Annotated in this window: 19 protein-coding genes; 14 read left to right on the forward strand and 5 right to left on the reverse strand. The window is 71.3% G+C overall.

From position 1 onward, the window contains the following. Nucleotides 1-63: 63 nt before the first annotated feature. The 3 genes from BM430_RS10635 to BM430_RS10645 form a co-directional block, all read right to left on the reverse strand. The gene (locus BM430_RS10635) at nucleotides 64-423 is read right to left on the reverse strand and encodes an AtuA-related protein (protein WP_093567226.1); all 360 of its coding nucleotides are present in this window, start codon (nucleotides 421-423) and stop codon (nucleotides 64-66) included. Between the two features lie 6 nt (nucleotides 424-429). Beyond that, nucleotides 430-1,785: an acyclic terpene utilization AtuA family protein gene (locus BM430_RS10640; protein ID WP_093567227.1), complete on the reverse strand. Its 1,356-nt coding sequence runs from the start codon at nucleotides 1,783-1,785 to the stop codon at nucleotides 430-432. Nucleotides 1,786-1,929: 144 nt separating this feature from the next. Next, nucleotides 1,930-2,904, reverse strand: a complete 975-nt coding sequence (locus tag BM430_RS10645) for a tripartite tricarboxylate transporter substrate binding protein (RefSeq protein ID WP_210188430.1) — start codon at nucleotides 2,902-2,904, stop codon at nucleotides 1,930-1,932. 271 nt (nucleotides 2,905-3,175) lie between these two features. On the opposite strand from BM430_RS10645, the gene BM430_RS10650 reads away from it, so the two are divergent. From BM430_RS10650 to BM430_RS10670, 5 genes are all read left to right on the forward strand, one after another. Beyond that, nucleotides 3,176-4,306: a thiolase family protein gene (locus tag BM430_RS10650; protein WP_093567290.1), complete on the forward strand. Its 1,131-nt coding sequence runs from the start codon at nucleotides 3,176-3,178 to the stop codon at nucleotides 4,304-4,306. Beyond that, complete coding sequence (locus tag BM430_RS10655; protein ID WP_093567229.1) at nucleotides 4,303-4,683, forward strand: Zn-ribbon domain-containing OB-fold protein; 381 nt, start codon at nucleotides 4,303-4,305, stop codon at nucleotides 4,681-4,683. Before BM430_RS10650 ends, BM430_RS10655 begins: the two co-directional genes overlap by 4 nt. Continuing rightward, entirely contained in the window at nucleotides 4,683-6,782 is a 2,100-nt protein-coding gene (locus BM430_RS10660; RefSeq protein ID WP_093567230.1) for an acetate--CoA ligase family protein, read from the forward strand. Before BM430_RS10655 ends, BM430_RS10660 begins: the two co-directional genes overlap by 1 nt. After that, on the forward strand, nucleotides 6,779-7,756 hold the full coding sequence (locus BM430_RS10665) for a tripartite tricarboxylate transporter substrate binding protein (protein WP_093567231.1): 978 nt from the start codon (nucleotides 6,779-6,781) through the stop codon (nucleotides 7,754-7,756). The genes BM430_RS10660 and BM430_RS10665 overlap by 4 nt, the downstream gene beginning before the upstream one ends. A gap of 422 nt (nucleotides 7,757-8,178) precedes the next feature. Beyond that, nucleotides 8,179-8,337: a DUF3309 family protein gene (locus tag BM430_RS10670; RefSeq protein ID WP_093567232.1), complete on the forward strand. Its 159-nt coding sequence runs from the start codon at nucleotides 8,179-8,181 to the stop codon at nucleotides 8,335-8,337. A 240-nt stretch (nucleotides 8,338-8,577) separates the two neighbouring features. Here the strand turns inward: BM430_RS10670 and BM430_RS10675 are convergent, their stop codons facing one another. Continuing rightward, a complete protein-coding gene (locus tag BM430_RS10675; protein ID WP_093567233.1) occupies nucleotides 8,578-10,002 on the reverse strand; it encodes a phosphohexomutase domain-containing protein in 1,425 nt (474 codons plus the stop codon). Nucleotides 10,003-10,783: 781 nt separating this feature from the next. On the opposite strand from BM430_RS10675, the gene BM430_RS10680 reads away from it, so the two are divergent. Further along, nucleotides 10,784-11,719 (forward strand): DMT family transporter, encoded by a 936-nt coding sequence (locus BM430_RS10680; RefSeq protein ID WP_244539432.1) that lies wholly within the window; start codon nucleotides 10,784-10,786, stop codon nucleotides 11,717-11,719. 70 nt (nucleotides 11,720-11,789) lie between these two features. On the opposite strand, the gene BM430_RS10685 is transcribed toward BM430_RS10680, so the two are convergent. Continuing rightward, a complete protein-coding gene (locus BM430_RS10685; protein WP_093567234.1) occupies nucleotides 11,790-12,218 on the reverse strand; it encodes a hypothetical protein in 429 nt (142 codons plus the stop codon). A 243-nt stretch (nucleotides 12,219-12,461) separates the two neighbouring features. Between BM430_RS10685 and BM430_RS10690 the strand changes: the two genes are divergently transcribed. The 8 genes from BM430_RS10690 to BM430_RS10725 all read left to right on the forward strand — a co-directional run bounded on the left by BM430_RS10690 (nucleotide 12,462) and on the right by BM430_RS10725 (nucleotide 20,087). Beyond that, nucleotides 12,462-14,549: a M48 family metallopeptidase gene (locus BM430_RS10690; protein ID WP_093567235.1), complete on the forward strand. Its 2,088-nt coding sequence runs from the start codon at nucleotides 12,462-12,464 to the stop codon at nucleotides 14,547-14,549. A gap of 18 nt (nucleotides 14,550-14,567) precedes the next feature. Beyond that, nucleotides 14,568-15,077 carry a hypothetical protein gene (locus BM430_RS10695; protein ID WP_093567236.1) on the forward strand — a complete coding sequence of 170 codons (510 nt, stop codon included), beginning with the start codon at nucleotides 14,568-14,570 and terminating at the stop codon, nucleotides 15,075-15,077. A 135-nt stretch (nucleotides 15,078-15,212) separates the two neighbouring features. After that, nucleotides 15,213-15,692, forward strand: a complete 480-nt coding sequence (locus BM430_RS10700) for a hypothetical protein (protein ID WP_143131999.1) — start codon at nucleotides 15,213-15,215, stop codon at nucleotides 15,690-15,692. A gap of 6 nt (nucleotides 15,693-15,698) precedes the next feature. Next, the gene (locus tag BM430_RS10705) at nucleotides 15,699-16,754 is read left to right on the forward strand and encodes a double zinc ribbon domain-containing protein (protein WP_093567238.1); all 1,056 of its coding nucleotides are present in this window, start codon (nucleotides 15,699-15,701) and stop codon (nucleotides 16,752-16,754) included. A gap of 36 nt (nucleotides 16,755-16,790) precedes the next feature. Next, nucleotides 16,791-17,126 carry a hypothetical protein gene (locus tag BM430_RS10710; RefSeq protein WP_093567239.1) on the forward strand — a complete coding sequence of 112 codons (336 nt, stop codon included), beginning with the start codon at nucleotides 16,791-16,793 and terminating at the stop codon, nucleotides 17,124-17,126. After that, the gene (locus BM430_RS10715; protein WP_177303014.1) at nucleotides 17,123-17,863 is read left to right on the forward strand and encodes a GntR family transcriptional regulator; all 741 of its coding nucleotides are present in this window, start codon (nucleotides 17,123-17,125) and stop codon (nucleotides 17,861-17,863) included. The genes BM430_RS10710 and BM430_RS10715 overlap by 4 nt, the downstream gene beginning before the upstream one ends. Nucleotides 17,864-17,952: 89 nt before the next feature. Next, a complete protein-coding gene (locus BM430_RS10720) occupies nucleotides 17,953-19,185 on the forward strand; it encodes an MFS transporter (RefSeq protein WP_093567241.1) in 1,233 nt (410 codons plus the stop codon). Next, nucleotides 19,182-20,087, forward strand: a complete 906-nt coding sequence (locus BM430_RS10725) for an amidohydrolase family protein (protein ID WP_093567242.1) — start codon at nucleotides 19,182-19,184, stop codon at nucleotides 20,085-20,087. The genes BM430_RS10720 and BM430_RS10725 overlap by 4 nt, the downstream gene beginning before the upstream one ends. The last annotated feature ends 4 nt before the right edge of the window (nucleotides 20,088-20,091 follow it).

Raw genomic sequence — 20,091 nt, forward strand, 5'->3', positions numbered from 1 at the left:
GCGGGTCAAGCTGGTGGAGGGGCAGGCCCCGGGCGCGTTCGGTGAGGGGCGGGATCGCAGCCATCATGCCCCCTCCGGGTGGTAGTTGCGCAGCAGGTTGGCGGCCTTGTCCGGCACCTCCATCTCGAAGCCAAGGATCGCCGCGGAGAGGGCCTTGCCGTAATTGTCGAGGCAGAGCGACCGGGACACGCCGCCGCCGAGCGCCCCCTCGGCGACGAAGTTGAGCACGCCCAGCCGGTCGACCGCGTAGCGGGTGACCTGGCCCGTCACCATGCCGGCGTAGAACGCCTTGAAGCGCTCGGCCGTGAGCTGCTCCTTGAGGTAGGGGTAGAGGTCCGGCTCGTAGGCGATGACCGTGATGTTCGAGGTGTTGCCCTTGTCGCCGGAGCGGACATGGGCCACGTGCTGCAGGGGCAGGCGCATGGGCTCTCAGCTCTCGTAGATGGTGGTGACGGGGGACAGCGCCTCGCGCGGGACGAGCGACGACCACACGCCGATCACCTCGCGGGTGCGGTCCTGGTGCGGCACGCGCTTGCCGGTCATGCCGACGCCCGACACCGCCATGCCGTCGACCTCGCGGCCGACCTTGAGCGCTTCCTCCCGGGTGCGGGTGCGGGCGGCGACCCGGACGGCGATCTCGTAGGGCTCCGGGCCGGTGCGCGCCGCACTGCCGCCATGGATGGCGTTGAGGCCGACGAAGTCGATGCGGATCTCCTCGGCCTGAAGGCCGACGATCCGGAACCGCTCCTCCAGGATGCGCTTGGCCAGTTCCGCCCGGCGCAGGGCGCCCGGTCCGGCATAGAAGAACATGTCCTCGCCGACGAAGCCCTCCTGGCAGGCGATCGACACCTTGAGGGTCGGGGTGCGCGGCTTGCCGGAGATGCGCGACACCCGCACGCGGTCGTGGCCGACCTCCTCGAGTTCGGTCGTGGTGAAGTCCACCACCACGTCCGGGGTGATGTAGTTCGCCGGGTCGTGCACCTCGTAGAACAGCTGCTCCTTCAGGGTCCGGAGGGTGACCGCGCCGCCCGTTCCGGCCACCTTGGTGATCACCGCCGAGCCGTCGCTCTCGACCTCGGCGATCGGGAAGGCGAGGTCCCAGGGGTCCGGCACGTCCTTGAAGCCGGGGTCGCAGAAATAGCCGCCGGTCGCCTGCGCGCCGCATTCGAGCACGTGGCCGATCCCGTTGCCGGGTCCGAGGCGGTCATGGTCGAGGGGATCCCAGCCGAATTCGTGCATCATCGGCGCCATGAAGATCGACGGATCGGCGACGCGCCCGGTGACGACGATCTGGGCTCCCTCCCGCAGGGCCGCGACGATCGGCTCGGCGCCCATATAGGCTTCCGCCGAGACGATCGAGCCGGCCAGCGACGCGCTCGGCCGCCCGTCCTCCATCAGCGTGTCGGTGAGGTCGAGGACGCGGTCGGTGATCAGGCTGCCCGAGATCGCCGCAACCTTCGTGCCCTTCGGCGCCCCGCATTCGCGCAGCCAATGGACGATGCGCAGGGCCGCCCCCTCCGGGTTGATCCAGCCCTGGTTGCTGATGATCCGCGTGCCCCGCCGCAGGCAGCCGGGCAGCACCCGCTGCATCCGGTCGTCGAGATAGGTGTCGTAGCCGGGAAAATCCGGATCGCGGCGCTTGCGCACCTGTGCGGCGGAGATCGTCGCCTCCGCCATGGTCTCGAAGCAGAGATAGTCGAGGTCGCCCCGCTCGGCGTTGAGGCGCGCCGGCTCCAGCCGGTCGCCCCACCAGGCCGAGCCCGATCCGATCCGCAAACCCGCCATCCCGTTCCTCCCTGACCTCGCCGACGACACCGGAATCTTTTTTCTGTTCGGCAGGTGACGCCGGAAATTCTGCTGAACGGCGACGCCGGACCTTCTATCCGACGGCGACGCCGGACCTTCTATCCGACGGCGACGCCGGACCTTCTATTCGACGGCTACGCCGGTCTTGGCGACGATCCCCGGCCACCGGGCGACCTCGTCGCGAACCATCTGTCCGAAGGCGTCGGGAGCCATGCCGCCCGGCGTCGCGCCGAGCGCGAGCAGGCGGGCCGTGGTCTCCGGCTCCGCCAGCACGGCGGCGATGCGCGATTGCAGCAGGTCGACGATCGGTCGCGGGGTCCCGGCGGGCGCGAGCAGCCCGAACCAGGCCGAGACTTCGTAGCCGGGCACACCGGCCTCCGCCATGGTCGGCACGTCCGGAAGTCCGGGGAAGCGGGCCGCCGTCGTCACGGCGAGCGCCCGCAGCGTTCCGGCCCGCACGTGCCCGATCGCCGAGGGCAGGTTGTCGAAACCGAGCGTGATGTGGCCCGCGATGAGATCGTTCAGCATCGGCCCGCCGCCCCGGTAAGGGACGTGGGTGAGCGGGATCCCGGCCATCACCTTGAGAAGCTCGCCCGACATGTGCGGCGAGCCGCCCGTCGAGGTCGAGCCGAAGGTCAGGCCCTCGGGCGTGGCGCGGGCCAGCCGGAACAGCCCCGCGAGGTCGGCGACCCCGAGCGAGGGATTGGCCAGCAGCACGTTCGGCGTGGAGGCGACGACGGTGATCGGCGCGAAGTCGCGCACCGGGTCGTAGGGCAGGCTGCGGAACACCGCGGCGTTGATGCCGTGGGTGTTGATGGTCGCCATGACCAGGGTGTAGCCGTCCGGCGCGCTGCCCGCGACCGCCTTGGTGCCGATGTTCCCCGAGGCGCCCGGCCGGTTGTCCACGATGGCGTGCTGGCCGAAGCGCTTGTCGAGCCGGTCGGCGATCAGGCGCGCCAGGATGTCGGTCGTCCCGCCGGGCGGGAACGGGACCACGATCCGGATGATGCGGTCCGGATAGGCGGCGAGCGCCGTTTCCGGAACGGCCAACGACGCGAGCAGGCCCAGAGACAATCCCAAGCACGACCGACGGTCCACGGTGCCTCTCCGTGCGCTTCGCGAGTACGCCGCCCTCCAGGGATAGTTCCGTCATGCGGAACTACTGCGGTCGTCCTCGCCCCTGCCCCGTCCGCTGCAGCCGATTGACGTTCCAGCGGACGTAACAGTGTTGACAGGGTCTAACCGAGAAGGCAACCATCTTCCGAACAAAGGCCGCCCTGGAATATCCGCGGGGGCCACCCGGAGGATGCCCGATGCTTCGTTCCGCTCCATGGACCTGTGCGCCCCGGCCCTTGGTGGCGGCGGCCCGGTGAGCATCGTCGCCGGCGTCGGGCTGACGCCGTTCGGGCGCCACGAGGGGCAGTCCACCCTCGACCTGATGAGCCTCGCGGCGGCCGATGCGCTGGCGGATGCGGAGCTGGAGCGGGGCGACGTCGACGGGCTGATCACCGGCTACTCGACCACCCACCCGCACCTCATGCTCTCCACCGTCTTTGCCGAGCATTTCGGGCTGCGCCCGGACTACGCCCACGCGGTGCAGCTCGGCGGCGCGACCGGCTTCGCGCTGGTGATGCTCGCCCACCTCCTGGTCGAGGCCGGGGCGGCGCGGCGGATCCTGGTGGTGGCGGGGGAGAACCGCCTCACGGGCCAGTCCCGCGACGCCGCGATCCAGACCCTCGCTCAGGTCGGCCACCCGCTCTACGAGGTGCCGCTCGGCCCGACGATCCCCGCCTATTACGGCCTAGTCGCCGCCCGCTACGCCCACGAATACGGCGAGCAGGACCTGGCGGCGCTCGCGGTGCTGATGCGGGCCAATGCCGCCCGTACGCCGGGCGCCCACCTTCGCACTTCGATCACCGCCGAGGAGGTCAGGGCCTCGAAACCCATCGCCGCCCCCTTGCGCCTCCTCGATTGCTGCCCGGTCTCGGATGGCGGCGCGGCCTTCGTGATCGCCCGGGACGAGCCTCGGCGGCGCGGGCCCCGCATCCGCGGAGCGGCCCAGGCCCATACTCATCAGCACGTCAGCGCCGCGGCCTCGCTCACCGCCTTCGGGGCGGGAGACTGCGCGGCCCGCGCGCTCGCCGCGGCGGGCGTCGGGCTGCCCGACATCCGATACGCCGCGATCTACGACAGCTTCACGATCACCCTGGCGATCCTCCTGGAGGAGATCGGTCTCGCGCCGCGGGGCGGGGCCGGGCGGCTCGCTGCCGCGGGGCACTTCGATCCCGGCGGCTTCATGCCGCTCAACACCCATGGCGGCCTCTTGAGCTACGGCCATTGCGGGGTCGGGGGCGCGATGGCGCACCTCGCCGAGACGGTGCGCCAGATGCGCGGCGAGGCCGGCCCTCGCCAGATCCCGCCGCCCGCCCTGGCGCTGCTGCACGGCGACGGCGGCGTCCTGTCCTCTCACGTCAGCCTCGTGCTGGAGAATGCCCGATGAGTCCGGACCCCTCGAGCCGCGAGCCCGCGGACTGGACGCGGGGCGGCGAGGGCCTCGCCTTCGCACGCTGCCGCGCCTGCGGGCACGTCCAGTATTTTCGCCGTCCGTTCTGCCCGGCCTGCGGCGCCCGCGACCTCGCGGTGGCGCAGGCCTCCGGTCGCGGCCGGGTCTACGCGCTGACCGTCGTCGCACGGGCGCCGTCGCCGGACCTCGCCGTCCATGGTCCCTACGTCGTCGCGCTGATCGATGCCGAGGAGGGTTTCCGGTTCATGGCCCATGCGGCCGAGGGACTGGCGATCGGCGCGCCCGTGCGCACCGCCTTCCGCGCCTTCGGGACCGGGCGCGTCCCCTATTGCCTGCCGGAGGACCATGAGTGATGTCGAATCTCGCAGCGGCCCTCGACCCGCGCAGCGTCGCGGTGATCGGCGCCTCGGAAAACCCGGACAAGATCGGCGGACGCCCGCTCCTCTATCTCGCCCGGTTCGGCTTTCGCGGCGAGGTCATCCCGGTCAACCCGCGGCGGGAGGAGGTCCAGGGCCTGCGCACGGTGCCGCGCCTCTCCGATCTCGACCGGGCGCCGGACCTCGCCATCGTGGCGGTCCCGGGCGAGGCGGCGGTCGCGGCCCTCGACGAATGCGGCGCCATGGGCGTCAAGGTCGCCATCATGATGGCGTCCGGCTTCGGCGAGACGGATTCCCAGCACGGCAAGGCCGCCGAGCGGGCCATGGTGGCGCGCGCCCGGGCCCGCGGCATGCGGGTGATCGGCCCCAATTCGCAAGGGCTGGCGAATTTCGGCACGGGGGCGGTGCCGAGCTTCTCCAGCATGTTCCTCGAGGTTCCGCCGCTCGACGGCCCGGTCGGCATCGTCAGCCAGAGCGGCGCGATGAGCGTCGTGCCGTACGGGCTGCTGCGCGGACGCGGCATCGGGGTGCGCCACACCCACGCCACCGGCAACGACGCCGACGTCACCGTCTGCGAACTCGCCGCCGCGGTGGCCGAGGACCGGGCGTTGAAGCTCCTCCTCCTCTACCTGGAGAGCATCCCGGACCCGCATCACCTCGCGCAGGCGGCGGAGGTCGCCCGCTCCCACGGATTGCCGATCGTCGCGCTGAAATCCGGCCGCACCGAAGCCGGGCAGGCCGCCGCGCAGTCGCATACCGGCGCGCTCGCCAACGAGGACCGGGTGGTCGACGCCTTCCTCGAGCAGCACGGGATCTGGCGGGCGCGGGACACCGCCGACCTCGTCGAGGCGGCGGAACTCTACCTCAAGGGGTGGCGCCCGGAGGGCCGCCGCATGGTGGCGATCAGCAATTCGGGCGCGACCTGCGTCATGGCGGCGGATGCCGCCTCCGCGGCCGGCCTCACCCTGGCACCCCTGAATGAGGCCACGCAAGGAGAGCTCCGCACGATCCTGCCGAGTTTCGCCTCGGTGCGGAACCCGGTCGACATCACGGCGGCGCTCATGACGAACAGCGCCCTGTTCAGCCAGATCCTGCCGGTGATCGCCCGCGACCCTTCGGCGGATGCCTTCCTGGTCGGCGTGCCGGTGGCCGGCCGGGCCTACGATGTCGACGCCTTCGGCCGCGACACCGCCGCCTTCGCGGCCGAGACCGGAAAGCCGGTGGTGATCGTCGCGCCGCAGGAGCTCGTCGCCAAGCCGTTCCGCGAGCGCGGCCTGCCGGTCTTCCCCGGCGAAGGCGCCGCCGTGCGGGCGCTGCACCAGTTCGTCCTCCACCACGAGCGGATGCAGGCGGCCGCCGCCCGCCCGCGGGCCGGGGCGGTCGCGCCGGTCTCGCAGCGCTCCTCCCGCCTCCTCGACGAGGCGCGGAGTCTCGCGCGGCTCGCGGAGGCGGGGATCCCGGTTGTGCCGCACCGGCTCTGCCGCACGCCCGAGGAGGCGGTCGCGGCAGCCGCCGCCCTCGGCGGGCCGGTGGCCGTGAAGGGCTGCTCGCCGGACGTGGCGCACAAGAGCGAACTCGGCCTCGTCCATCTCGGGTTGAGCGGCGCCGCGCCGGTCGCGGCCGCCTTCGAGGCGTGCCGTGCGGCGCTCGGCCGGCACGGGAGTAGCTTCGCGGGCGTGATCGTCGCGGCGATGAGGCGCGGGCGGCGCGAATTGATGCTGGGCGCCCACCGCGACGCCTTCTTCGGACCGGTCGTGGTGGTGGGCGACGGCGGCAAGTACGTCGAGGCGATGCCCGACGTCGCCCTGCTGCTGCCGCCCTTCGACGAGGACGACGTGCGCCGGGCGATCGGGCGCCTGCGCATCGCGCCGGTGGTCGCCGGCACGCGGGGCGAGCCGCCGCTCGCCCTCGACCGCTACCTCGCCGCCGCGGTCGCGGTCGGCCGGCTGATGACGCAAGACCGCCGCATCGCGAGCCTCGACGTGAATCCCATCGTGGTCGGCAGCGACCCGGAGACCTGCGCGGCGCTCGACGCGGTCGTGTTCGAAAGCGACGAGGAGGAAGACACCCTATGATCCGACGCCGAGACCTCGCCGCCTGCCTCGCCGGAGCCGGCGCCCTCGCGCTGGCGCCGCGGGCCGCCCGCGCCGCCGCCTGGCCGGCGCGGCCCGTCGGCGTCGTGGTGCCCTATCCACCCGGCGGCTCGACGGACATCACGGCCCGGATCGTCGGAGAACGGCTGTCCGTGGCCCTCGGCCAGCCTCTCGTGATCGACAACCGGTCGGGGGCGGGCGGCAACCTCGGCATGGATGTCGTCGCCCGCGCGGCTCCGGACGGCTACACGCTCGGCGTCGCCACGACGGCGCACGCCATCAACATGACGTTGTTCCGCAAGCTCAATTACGACACGCTCAAGAGCTTCGCTCCCGTCGCCCTGCTCACGGAGAATCCTCTCGTTCTGGTGGTGCCGGAGGCGGCGCCGTGGCGCGACGTGGGCGCTCTCATCGCGGCGGCCAAGGAGAAGCCCGGAGCCCTGAACTTCGCCTCGTCGGGCGTCGGCCAGTCGACGCATCTCGCAGCCGAACTCTTCGCCTCGATGGCGGGGATCAAGCTCACTCACATCCCCTATCGGGGCAGCGCGCCCGCGATCACCGACGTGATCGCCGGACGGGTCGATCTGATGTTCGACACCACCCAATCCGTGCTCTCGCACGTGGAGGGCGGACGGGTGCGGGCGCTCGGCATCACCTCGGCGGAGCGGCTGCCGCGGGCCAAGGACATCCCGACGATCCGGGAGGCCGCCCTGCCCGACTACGTCGCCATCGCATGGAACGGGCTGGTGGCGCCCAAGGGAACCCCCTCCGACACCGTCCAGCGTCTCCATGCCGAAACCGTCCGGGCGCTGCAGGAGCCGGGGATCGTCGCGAAGTTCGAAGCGCTCGGGGCGACCTCCCGCCCGCTCTCGACCGAGGCGTTCGGCGCCTTCATGGCCGACGAGATCGCCAAGTGGGGCGCCGTCGTGAAGCAATCCGGAGAGACGCTCGACTGAAGACGCCATCTCGCAAGGAACGGCCGCTCGGCGAGGCGAAGTGCACAACGTCGAGAGCATCGATCCTTCCGCGGTTTCAGGACACCTCCAGGACATTCGTTGCGGGTGTGGAATGTGTTTGGTGGCGACGGTTCGAGACTTTTGCCTCCATCGAGCAGCATGCGACCACCAGGCCGATGCACCTCGCGAGGACGACGATTGCGCGCGTCGTTCGTCTCCGATGAAGGAGGCAACCGTCAGGACTTGACCTGGCCGGTCCGTCCGCGACGTGGAGGGCGCTATGATCTGACACCAATTCGGCAGGCGCCGAACCGCCGCTCGGGCTTCGCGTCCGCTACCCGACCGGATTCCCGGCTGAGGAACGAAAGGCGCCAGGACAGCATTCCTCACACCAGCCAGCATGGCCGTAAGGACGCCCGCCCATGACGCTCTTGATCATTCTCATCCTGCTCATTCTGCTCTTCGGTGGAGGCGGCAGCTTCTACGGTGGTGGGCGCTACCGCACCGGCGGCCTCGGCATCGGTGGCATTCTGCTCATCATCCTGGTCGTGCTCCTGCTCACCGGCCGGATCACGATCTGACCTCCCCTGGCCGGCGCCGGTGTCCTCCGTCCGGGCCCGGCCGCGAGGGCGATGTGGCACGCCCCGGCGCTCGGCGGCGGTGCGACACCGCTTCCGGACGAACAGTTCGGAAACGGTGTCGCCAGCCCGCACGGCGACCTTGAGCGAAACTGGTTTCCGCCCAGCGAAAGCGATCCGACAGGATCGCCTGAAGCACTCGGTCGGAAACCGTATGAGTCCCGGTCCGAACCGGATCGGACGCTATCTCGTGTTGCCGTCCATCACGGCTGCCGCCGCGGCGAGACCCCACCGAACGAGATCCTCGGCTTCCGCGGCAGTTTTCGCCTCGGCGTAACACCGGAGCTCCGGGGCGTTACCCGACGCCCGGAAGTGGATCGTCCGATCGCCGTCGAGCCCGATCCTGATCCCATCCTGCTCGTCGACCACTTGCGGCGATCCGACGGGACGCAGAAATTCTCGACGGAACGTCCCGTCCTTGAGCTGCCCGAGGAAGGCGCCGCTTCGCTCGGCCGCGATGTTGGGAAGCCGGTTGCTCGCGGTCTCGCCCACCTCGAGCGCGACGACGAGGTCGGCCAGCGGCATGACCGCCTGCCGGGCAGCGGCCAACGTTGCGAGGATCGGCAGAACCGCGTCGCGCGTCGGCAATCCGGGAAGGATTTTGTCGCCGATGGGACTGTCCGACCCGAGCAGGAACCCGCCATTGGCCTCGAAGCCGCAGACGACCTTCGCCCCGTCCCGCCTCGCCTGCTCCATGCCGGCAATCACGAAGGGGGAACCGACCTTGGTGCGCAGCACGCGCCGGAAGCCGCCCACGCGCTCGATGGCGGAGCCGGCCGTCACGGGCACGACGACGGCGTCGGCGCCGAGGTACCGTGCCGTGATGAGCCCGAGCACATCCCCGCGCACGATTCGGCCGGCACCGTCCGCGAGCAGGGGGCGATCCGCATCGCCGTCGGTCGTCACGAGGGCGTCGAACTCGCCGGATGCCATGACGTCGTGGATGAACGCGACGTCTTCCGGTCGATGAGCCTCGGTATCGATCGGCACGAACGTCTCGGATCGGCCGATCGGCACCGCGTCGGCGCCGAACCCGGCGAGCACGTCGACGAGCAGGTCGCGGGCGACCGAACTCTGCTGGTAAACGGCGATCTTCAGACCGGACAGGATGTCCGCCTCGAATGCGTCGAGGTACCGACGGCGATACCGCGCGATCGCGTCCGGCTCCTGCTCGGCCGGGACATCGGGAGGAAGAGGAGCGCCCGTCGCGACGTCGCCGAGAGCCGCCAGGATCGCGGCTTCGTCGGCTTTGGTGATTTCGCCTTCGGGGCGATAGAATTTCAATCCGTTACGATCTTCCGGGATGTGGCTGCCGGTGACCATGACGGCACAGCTTCCGCGCCGCCGCGCCTCGAGCGCGAGGGCGGGGGTCGGCAGCGGGCCGCAATCGACCGCCGTGAAGCCGGCGGAGGCGGCTGCCGTAGCGACGGTCGCGGCGATCCCCGCGCTGCTGTTGCGCAAATCACGCCCGATCACGACCTCGCGGTTGGCCCCCGCCTCCTTGCCGACCGAGGCGAAGAACGCGGCGGCATAGGCGAAACTGGCCTGTCCGACAAGCTCCGTCACGAGGCCGCGCAGTCCAGAAGTTCCGAATTTCAAACTGCTCATGAATCTTTACTCGCTGAATGACGCAAGAACGTCCTGGTCGGGATATGCCGGTGCGAGCACTCACAGCGCGCGTGGATGCCCCCGCTTCCTCCGTCATTGAGAGGATGTCTCGCATTGAGAGGATGTCTTGGCCTGTTGCAAGCGCGAATGAGCCACCGTCTCCGCGTGAAGAGCCGTGCCCGCCGAGCCTGCCGCCGCCCGCCGGCGGCCCACGACCTTCGATGCCACGGCCCTCGCGCTGAAGCGACAAATCCTCGGCGATTGAGCGGTCCAGACCTCGAAGCCACCCTGCCCGTGCGGACCGTCGACCGGTACCCGCGCGGCCCATGGCCTGCGGGGAAACGCTCGCCGCCTCCGGCGTCGCGGCGCCGGTCTTCCCGGTCGTGGGACGACTGCACCGTCGAGCTCGCGCAGGCGATCCGCGTCGGCCATCACGTGACGGCGATGCGGCGGTTGAAGGCGCTTCATCGTCATGGACGAGGCCCGGGTCGGGCAGCAGGGGTGCGGCTGCTGTCGCGGGGGATGCGGGGACCGCGCCCGTCAAGGACCGGTTGCGCGCCGGTCACGCAAGCGGGCAATCCCGATCGTCGCGATGGAGTGTGCGGCCTCGACCGCGTATGGCAGCGGACCGGCAGCCAGGACGCATCGGGGTATGGGTCTGCGATCGTTGGGCGTGGCGCGGGCGATGGGACGCATGAGGGCCGCAGGTCTGCCGACGACGCCTGACTGCCTCCTGCAGCTTCAAGACATGCATCAAGGGTAGGAAATCGTGGCTGTGAGTGTGAGCCGTGGCGCCGTGCCCGTAGGCGCCGTCGGCGGCATCGTGATGATGCTGCTCGGCGTGTTGTTCTTCGCGTTGAACGACACGATGGGGAAATGGCTGCTCGGCACCTACGCGGTCGGTCAGCTCATGCTCGTGCGCAGCATCTCCGGCCTGTGCGTGATGGCGCCTGCCATCCACCGGGTGGGGCTCGGCGGGTTCCGCGACGCGCCGCGCCCGGGTCTGCAGCTGCTGCGGGCGGCTTTCTCGACGCTCGAAGCGTCGCTCTTCTTCTGGGGCGTCAGCACGCTGCCGCTGGCCGAGGTCATGACCTACTACATGGCGGGTCCGATCTACGTCACCGCCCTCTCCCCCCTGCTGCTCGGCGAGCAGGTGGGCTGGCGTCGCTGGGCGGCCATCGCGGTAGGTTTCTGCGGGGTCGCCCTCGCTCTGCACCCCTCACCGGGATCGTTGTCCGTGGGAGCGGTCTGCGCCCTCGCCGGCAGCTTCTTCTACGCGCTGTTCCTCGTCACCACCCGCAAGCTGGCGGCCGTGCCCGGGACCGTTCTGATGACGAGCCAACTCGTCTCGTCCCTGATTTTCGGGGCGGCTCTCGTGCTCGCCTATGGCTGGACCCCGACCGGACCGACGGACTTCGCGCTGATGCTCCTGCTCGGGGTGGGATCGCTGCTGGGCAACCTGTGTGTGAACCAATCCCTCAAGTTGGCACCTGCTACGACGGTCGTCCCGTATCAATACACGCTGATCCTATGGGGGATGCTCTTCGGCTACCTCTTCTTCGGTGAAATGATCGGCCCGCTCACGCTGGCCGGTGCCGGCATCATCGTGGCCAGCGGCCTCTTTATTTTCTTGCGTGAGCAGCAATTGGGGAGAAAGTCGAAGGCCCAACTTGCACCGTCCCAGCCGGCAATCGCGAAGTTGCATGATCTTGATTGAGCGACGATCGCCGACTGCCTCCGGCCGCATGGACATGAGGTGACTGCAATGTGCCGTCGATGACGCCCGATCACGCAGCTTGCGGCTGCCGCTCCATCCTGCCGATGACGAGGCAGCCTCGCCTGGGCGGGGATGAGGGCGGCCGGTAGGGCGAGGCGACGTTGCGCCCGTGCACGGCAGGCAGCGTGCCGACCTCCGGCGGCGGACAGCCCCGGCGCATCGTCGTCAGCACCCGCTTCCAATCCGCAACGTGGAGGCCGGACGCCGTCCGGTCGGGGAAGATCAAGGGCAGCGCCAGCAGGTTGCCGGTCTCGTCGCGACCGACCGCGACGGTACGCCGGATCTCGTCCCGGGAGCAGGCGGAGCGCAAAGATGGCATCTGCCCCGATTCGACGTCGCCGGCCCACTGCGTCGACGTGGGCATCCCGACCGCTCGAATGGCTTCCATCTTTCTACCCGCAGACCGGATGAGAAACATCTGGTTGACCTGTGCGCCCATACCGGTAGAAATCCTGCCACCAGCCGAGACGTCGGGCGCGCCGCGCCCGATCTTTGACCTCTTCATGGGCGCTTCGACCGACGCAGAGTCGACGGCATGGCCCAGTCGTCTTGCCATCGTCTGACGCATCTCGCGTCACGTCGGCCGCTGATCTCGCGCGCCCAGGAGGTGACCATCCCCGAGGCAACGATCCCGCACGCGCCCTCGCGACCAAGGGTCCTCGCCGGTCTGATCGCCGCCACGGTGCTGCTGCCGCTCGTCATCCTGCTCGTCGGCCTGTGGGAGCGGCAGCGCGGCGTCGACGACTGGGCCGAATTCGCGGCCGAGTATGACCGCCTCGCCAGGGTCGTGATGGATCTCGAGGCGCGCACGCCACGCGACGGGCGCCCCGATTTCCGCCTGCAGTTCCGCCACGACGGCAAGACCTACGGCGGGCCCCTCGCCGTGGTGAAGGCGCGCGAGGCGCGCGACGGGACCGGAACGCTCGTCGCCGTGATGGAGTGGCGCCGCTGGCTGCCGCCGGTCGCGATCGCGGGCGGTGGCATCGCGGCCGGGCTCTCCCTCCTCGTGCTGATCGCCGGGGCATCGCTCGGACGGCTCGGGCGCGGCTCGCGCGACGCGCTGGTGCGCGGCTTCTCGCTGATGCGCCGGCTCCTCCCGGCGATGCTGGCCGTCCAGATCCTGGCGGCGACCCTCGGCTTCGTCGCCGTCGTCGTCTTCGAGGCAGGGCTGCTCGTCCAGGGCGGCCTCTCCGGCGACGGGATGAAGCTCCTGGGGATCGCCGCCGTCGCGGTCGGCGCCACGCTCGTCGCGGCGGGCGGGGCCCTCCTCGGCCTGCGCCGCGCGCTCCATGCCTTCGCGCCCGACCCGCTGACGATCCTCGGCCGGCCGATCTCCCCTGTCGAAGCGCCGGGCCTGTGGCGCCTCGTCGAGGGTCTCGCCGGGCGGATGGGAGCGCTGAAGCCCGAGGCGGTGGTCGTCGGCCTGACGGACGGCTTCTTCGTCACCTCCGGCCCGGCGGTGCTGGAGCCCGGCGGCGCGCGGCTCTCGGGCCGCATCCTCCACCTGCCGCTTCCGCACCTCGCCCTGATGCGCGGCGACGAGATCGCGGCGATCATCGCCCACGAGCTCGCGCATTACGCCGGCGGCGACACCGCCTACAGCCAGCGCTTCCTGCCGATCTATGCCGGGGTCGCGCGCTCGCTCGACGCGGTGGCGGCGCGCGAGCGCCACGCCCTCGGCCTGCTCGGGCCGTCGCTGCGGCTCGGCCGGTTCGTCATGGAGCGCTTCCACCTCGCCGTGCGCCACTGGAGCCGGGTGCGCGAGTTCGCCGCCGACGCGGCGGGCGCCAGCGTGACCTCGAACGAGGCCGCGGCCCGGGCGCTCCTGCGCAGCGGCGCGGTCGCCCCCCGCATCGCCGAGACCCTCACGAGCGCGGCCGAGGCGCCGGACGCGGCACCGCCCGACCTCGTGGCGGCCGTGCTCGCGCGCGTCGTCGACCGCGGCCTCGACGACCCGTCCCTTCACCTGGAGGCCGAACAGGCCCACCCGACCGACACCCATCCGCCGACCCGGGAGCGCATCGCCGCCCTCGGCCAGGCGCTCGGCCCGGACCTCCTGAGCGCCGCCGGCCTCACCCCGCCGCCGCACGCCATTGGACAGCTCGCCGCCTACTTCGCCGACCCCGCCGGCCTGTGCCGGGCGGCGAGCGCCGACTTCCTCGACGTGGTGCGTGCGCGCGATGCGGCGTTCCGCGCCGAGCTGGAGGCGACCGCCGCGGAGGTCGGCACCGAGGAGCGGACGCTGCGGGCGAACCATCGCCCCCGCGGCCTCGTCCTGGCGGTCGCGGGCGGTCTCTTCGCCCTGGCGGCCCTGGCGATCGCCGTGCTCGGCATCCCGGGAATCCTGCCGCGCGAGGCCCATGTCGTCCTCGCCGCGGCACTCGGCATCGCCGTCCTGATGGGCGGGGCCGGTGCCTTCATCCTGTCGCGGGGCGAGCCCGTCATCCTGGTCCTTCGGCCCGAAGGCCTGGCCGCGCCCGGGCTCGACCGGACGATCGCCTGGACCGACATCGCCGACCTCGACCTGACGGGGAACCATACCGGCCTCGTCATGCGGGTGCTGCTGCCGCCGGCCGTGCCCTGGCCGCAGCGGCGGCCGGCCCGCCCCGCCGTGAAGCTCGATGCGAAGCGCCGCATCGTGACGCTGCCGCTTCCGATGCCGCGGGGGATGAACCTGCAGAGCTTCGCCGACCTGATCGCCACCTACCAGGGGGCGGCACGAGCCCGGACGCTCCTCGAGGGGACCACGCCCGCCACCGAGCCTGCCTGACGAACCGCGAGAGGATCCATGACCGGAACGCCCGAGACCGCCCCGTCCTACCGCCCCGACGCCCTGCGGCTGCCGCCCCGTGGGCACGGCTGGATCAACACCTTCTGGATCCTGTTCGGCGTGGTGGCGCTCGGGGGTATCCTGGTCGCCTGCGCTGTCTACACGGCACCGGCCGTGATCTCGGACTGGCAGGTCCGCGCCACGGCCCAGCCCGCCCCCAACGCCCGGGTGAGCGAAGGCAAGTGCAGCGCCAAGCTCGTCATCCACATCTGCGACGCCACCCTCAACCTGCCGACGACTGCAGGAACCGTGACGCGGCGGGTGAACTACGTCTTCTCCGGCCTCCATGCCGGCGATTACCGCGTCGGGGTGATGGCCGACCCGTCCCGGCCGGACCTCGTCACCACCGATCTCGGCCTCGACCGGCTCTGGAACCGGACGATCACCCTTCTGGCAGGCATGGGGGCGATCGCGGCCTGCATCATCGGCGCCCTGCTCTCGCTGATCCGCGATCGACGCACGGCCTGATGCCGGCCCGTGCGGCCCGCGCCGGCGAGACCGGGTCTGCACGACCCATGCCCCATCGGAGCCCGGACCGACGCGGCCGCCCGGCGGGGGTCGGGCGCGACCGGTCGGGCGATCCATCGTGAGGAGTTCGGACACATGATCATCTGGTCAGGTTGGGGCATGCTCTCGGCGCTCATCGCGGCCGCGGGCCTCGTCGGCAGCGTGCTCCTCGATCCGGCGCTCGCGCGCGTCGGCATCCCGACGCCGTCCGGGGTCGTCCTCGTCTGGATCGTCGCGGCGGCATTCAACTGGTGGCTCGGCACCCGGCTCAACAACCGCCCGGGTCGCGAACTCGTCGATCCGCGCACGGGACAGACCGTGGTCCTGCGCCGGCGCCACACCCTGTTCTGGATCCCGATGCAGTACTATTCCGTGCTCATGGTGCTGCTCGGCGCGCTCTCGGTGCTCGGCGCCATGCATGGCGGCTCTCCCGGACGCAAGGCCGGCCCGGCCGCGCGGGCTTCGCTCACCGCCGCCGCTGCTTGGCGTCTCGCCGCTTTGCCGGACGCGAAGCCCCCCGCGTCGCCGCGAGGACGCCGCGCGGCCGGATGGACGTCGGTGAGCGGCAGAGGCTGAACCAGCGTGCGCTCCGCCTCCCGCCTCCCGGAACGCTGGTTCACCCTCGTCCTCTGGCTCATCGCCCTCGCATTCGCGGTCTTCCTGATCGGTCTGGGGTCGCTCGTGGTCGGCGACCTGCCGCAGGTCGAGCAGCGCTACACCCTGGACCAGTTCCTCGACCGTGATCCGGCTGCGGCCTCGGCCGAGACCCTGAAGCGCCTCCAGCGTGAGCAGGAGGATGTCGGACGTCGGGCCGAGCAAGCCCGCCTCGCCCTCGAGGCGGCGCAGTCGGCGTCCCGCGCCGCCCGCGAGACCTTCGGCAATTGGCTGCAGACCCGCGATGCGACCCAACGGGTCGATCAGGATCCGGGCCTGATCGCGCGTACGGAGCAGCTCGACCGGCTCAAGGCGGGCGAGCGTGCCGTGGAGGAGCAGCTCGACGGGCTGAACAGGTCGATGCTGGCGCTCGCCGACCAGGAGACGGCACAGCGGCGGATCGACCAGGATCTTCGTGCCGCCGCCCGGGACAAGCTCGATACGGCCGAGAGACGTCAGGAGCTTCGGGTCTTCGCCTATCGCCTGATGCTGACCCTGCCGCTCCTCGCCCTCGCGGGCTGGCTGCTGATCAAGCGGCGGCACACGCGCAACTGGCCCTTCGTGTGGGGTTTCGCGCTGGCCGCGGCCTTCGCATTCTTCGTCGAACTCGTCCCATACCTGCCGAGCTATGGCGGCTACGTGCAGTACGGGGTCGGCGTCGTCCTGACCCTGGTCCTCGGGCGCGCCGCCATCAACGCGCTGCAGGCCTATCAGGAGCGGCAGCGCGCGGCGGAGGCACGGCCGAACGAGGAGCGCCGCACGCAGATCGCGACCGACCAGGCGCTGCACCGCTTGGCGAGGCAGGTCTGTCCCGGCTGCGAGCGGCCAGTGAACCTCGCGAACCCGGACGCCAATTTCTGTCCGCATTGCGGCATCGGGCTCTACGAGCAATGCTCCTCCTGCAGCCATCGCAAGAGCAGCTTCGAACGCTTCTGCTACGCCTGCGGCGCGCCGAATGAGCCAGTGCCGTCCAGAATGGTCTGAAGACGGCCGACACGGACCGGGCTCGGCCTCGCCACCGTGATCGAGTTCCTCCGGAAACAGGATGGGGCATTCCGCGGGCGCAGCGTCCCGGAGGCGAGGAGCGCGCTCAACGTCCGGTCGCCGGTCCGCCCGCCGGTGGGGCCTGACATCCCGACCGTCGGCGACACCGTGATGATCGTCGGAAGCGCCTGCGCCACGGTGCAGGAGGATGACGAAGCTCTCCCGGCGTTGGGCTCCCAGCCCATCGGCCAAGCGGCACCGGATGCGGCCCTGCGCGCGGAGCGGGGACGCTTCGACCTGCTGAAGCGGTCGCGCTTCTCTGTCGAACGCCATTGGCTGGAAGGCGATCGAGTCATACAGTCATTCACATGACCATGCGATCGCTGCCTCAGCCCGACCTTCGCCTGCCGCTCTACCAGCGCCTGCGCGACGAGATCGCGCACCAGATCGCGCGCAATGTCTGGCGGTCGGGCGAGCCGATCCCGACCGAGGCCGAGCTGGCCGCGACGCATGGTGTCGCCATCGGCACCGTCAGGAAGGCGATCGACGTCCTGGTCGCCGACGGCCTGGTGGAGCGCCAGCAGGGCCGCGGCACCTTCGTCCGCCGCCCCCGCTTCGACCGCTCCCTGTTCCGCTTCTTCCGGCACCTCGGACCGGACGGAGGTCAGGTCGTGCCGGAAGGGAGGATCCTGTCGCGCGCGGTTCGTCCCGCCCCCGCGCCCGTGCGCGAGGCGCTCGCCCTCGATGCAGGCGCCGAGACGATCCGACTCACCCGCCTCCGCCTGCTGCAGGAACGCCCGATCCTGTCCGAGGAGATCTGGCTGCCGGCCGAGCGCTTCGCGCCTCTCCTCGCGGCGCCGCTCCCCGAGATCGGCGACCTGCTCTACCCGGCCTACGAGCGCCTCTGCAGCGAGATCGTCGCGCGCGCCGAGGAGACGCTGACCGTCGCCTGCGCGACTCCGGCCGACGGAGACTGCCTCGGCATCCCGGAGGGCGCCCCCGTCGTCGTCGTCGAGCGCCTGGCGTTCGGCTTCGACGGGCGCCCGATCGAGTGGCGCCTCACCCGCGGGGCGGCCACGGACTTTCGCTACCGCATCGACATCCGCTGACGGTTCCGAGGTGCCTTGACGCTCATCGCAAAGCGTGCTCCTCTAGTCATATAGATGACTAGTCCTCTCAAGGGGACGGAGGAAACGCCGTGTTCCGCTGGTACCGCGAGATCGGTCCGGCCGAGCGTCGCACCTTCTGGGCCTGTCTCGGAGGATGGTCGCTCGACGCCCTGGACGTGCAGATGTTCAGCCTGGCGATCCCGGCCCTGATCGCCGGCTTCGGGCTCAGCCGCGCGGATGCCGGCCTCATCGGGACCGCCACCCTTGTCACGGCGGCGCTCGGGGGATGGATCGGCGGCGTCCTGTCGGACCGGCTCGGCCGAGTCCGGGCCCTGCAGATCACGATCCTCTGGTTCGCGGCCACCACCTTCCTGGCGGCCTTCGCGCAGAGCTTCGCGCAGCTCCTGGCGCTGAAGCTCCTTCAGGGGCTCGGCTTCGGTGCCGAGTGGGCGGCCGGTGCCGTCCTGATGGCCGAGGCGATCCGACCGGAGCACCGCGGCAAGGCCCTGGGCGCCGTCCAGGGAGGCTGGGCGATCGGCTGGGGCGCGGCCGTGCTCCTCTCGACCCTGGCATTCTTGTCTCTGGATCAGGAGGTCGCGTGGCGCGTGCTGTTCGCCTGCGGCCTCGCGCCGGCGCTCTTCGTCCTCTACCTCCGCCGCTCCGTGCCCGAACCGGCGAGGCCTCCCGGAGAGGCGGCCGCCAGTCCCCTCGCGATCTTCGCGCCCGGCCTGCGCCGGGTGACGGTGACCGGGGCCCTCCTCGGGCTGGGAGCCCATGGCGGCTTCCACGCCCTGTTCACGTGGCTGCCGACCTATCTGGGGGCCGAGCGCGGCGCCTCGGTGCTCGGGACCGGCCTCTATCTGGCGATCGTCATCGCGGCTTTCGGCCTGGGCTGCCTCGTCGCCGGCACCCTCGCGGACCGCATCGGCCGGCGGCGGACGGTGGCGCTCTTCGCCGGGGGCTGCATGGCCCTGGTCGTCCTCTCCCTGCTCATCCCGGTCGACGGCACGGTGCTGCTCCTGCTGGGCGCGCCCCTCGGCTTCTGCGCGGCCGGGATCCCGGCGAGCCTGGCGGTCCTGTTCAGCGAACTCTTCCCGTCCGGCCTGCGGGGGACCGGGATGGGATTCTGCTACAATGCCGGGCGCCTCGCCGCCGCCGCGCTGCCCCTCGGCGTCGGCCTGCTCAGCGAGGTCTGCGGCCTCGGTCCGGCGATCGGCCTCGCCGCCCTCTCTGCCTACGGGCTGGTCCTCCTCGCCGTCCTCCTCCTGCCGGACGCGCGACGCGACGGCGTGCTTCTCCCCAACCCCGGGATGATCCGATGAACCGGCGCACCTTCTGCCGCGGCCTGCTCGCCGGCAGCCTCGCTCTCGCCCTGCCCCGCCTCGGCCGCGCCGCCGCGCCGGCCTCACCGGGCGTCGATGCTGTGGACACCCACGCCCACGTCTTCACGCGCGCCCTCACCCTGGCCGGCGAGCGGCGCTACGCCCCCGACTACGACGCCGGCATCGCCGACTACCTGGCGATGCTGGACCGGAACGGCATGGCCCGCGGCGTGCTGATCCAGCCGAGCTTCCTCGGCACCGACAACGGCTACATGGTCTCCGCCCTGCGCCAGGCGCCGGAGCGGCTGCGCGGCATCGCCGTGCTGGCGCCCGAGGCCGGGGCCGAGACGATGCGCGAACTGGCCGGGGCGGGGGTGGTGGGCCTGCGCCTCAACCTGATCGGGCGGCCGGACCCGGATTTCGGCGCGCCCGCCTGGCAGACCCACCTGGCGCGGGTGAAGGATCTCGGCTGGCAGATCGAGGTCCAGGCCGAGGCGCGCCGGCTCGCCCATCTTCTTCCGCCGCTGATCGCGGCGGGCATCCCCGTCGTGGTCGATCATTTCGGCCGCATCGATCCCGAACTCGGCCTCGCCGATCCCGGCTTCGCGCAGCTCCTGGGCTTCGGTGCCGGCGGCGGCGTCTGGGTGAAGCTGTCGGGCGCCTACCGCATCGGCAGCGGCGACGCCGGCCGACGGACCGCGCGGGCCGCCGCCGAGGGCCTGCGGGCGTCCTTCGGCCCTGAGCGGCTCATCTGGGGCAGCGACTGGCCGCACACCCAGTTCGAGACGCGGGCGAGCCCCGCCGAGGCCTTGCGCGACTTCGAGACGTGGGTGCCGGACGCGGCCGAGCGCCGGATCATCCTCGGCGACACCCCCGCCAAGCTCTTCCACTTCGACCGATAGCCCC

Origin of the sequence: Methylobacterium sp. 174MFSha1.1 (assembly GCF_900116815.1) — a bacterium.
In the GTDB taxonomy this organism is placed as follows: domain Bacteria; phylum Pseudomonadota; class Alphaproteobacteria; order Rhizobiales; family Beijerinckiaceae; genus Methylobacterium.

What these genes read in the sequence shown, in the direction of transcription:
- BM430_RS10635 (WP_093567226.1), bottom strand. Translation starts at nt 423, where the DNA reads ATGCGCCTGCCCCTGCAGCACGTGGCCCATGTCCGCTCCGGCGACAAG.
- BM430_RS10640 (WP_093567227.1), bottom strand. Translation starts at nt 1,785, where the DNA reads ATGGCGGGTTTGCGGATCGGATCGGGCTCGGCCTGGTGGGGCGACCGG.
- BM430_RS10655 (WP_093567229.1), top strand. Translation starts at nt 4,303, where the DNA reads ATGAGTCCGGACCCCTCGAGCCGCGAGCCCGCGGACTGGACGCGGGGC.
- BM430_RS10660 (WP_093567230.1), top strand. Translation starts at nt 4,683, where the DNA reads ATGTCGAATCTCGCAGCGGCCCTCGACCCGCGCAGCGTCGCGGTGATC.
- BM430_RS10665 (WP_093567231.1), top strand. Translation starts at nt 6,779, where the DNA reads ATGATCCGACGCCGAGACCTCGCCGCCTGCCTCGCCGGAGCCGGCGCC.
- BM430_RS10670 (WP_093567232.1), top strand. Translation starts at nt 8,179, where the DNA reads ATGACGCTCTTGATCATTCTCATCCTGCTCATTCTGCTCTTCGGTGGA.
- BM430_RS10675 (WP_093567233.1), bottom strand. Translation starts at nt 10,002, where the DNA reads ATGAGCAGTTTGAAATTCGGAACTTCTGGACTGCGCGGCCTCGTGACG.
- BM430_RS10685 (WP_093567234.1), bottom strand. Translation starts at nt 12,218, where the DNA reads ATGGGCGCACAGGTCAACCAGATGTTTCTCATCCGGTCTGCGGGTAGA.
- BM430_RS10695 (WP_093567236.1), top strand. Translation starts at nt 14,568, where the DNA reads ATGACCGGAACGCCCGAGACCGCCCCGTCCTACCGCCCCGACGCCCTG.
- BM430_RS10700 (WP_143131999.1), top strand. Translation starts at nt 15,213, where the DNA reads ATGATCATCTGGTCAGGTTGGGGCATGCTCTCGGCGCTCATCGCGGCC.
- BM430_RS10715 (WP_177303014.1), top strand. Translation starts at nt 17,123, where the DNA reads ATGACCATGCGATCGCTGCCTCAGCCCGACCTTCGCCTGCCGCTCTAC.
- BM430_RS10725 (WP_093567242.1), top strand. Translation starts at nt 19,182, where the DNA reads ATGAACCGGCGCACCTTCTGCCGCGGCCTGCTCGCCGGCAGCCTCGCT.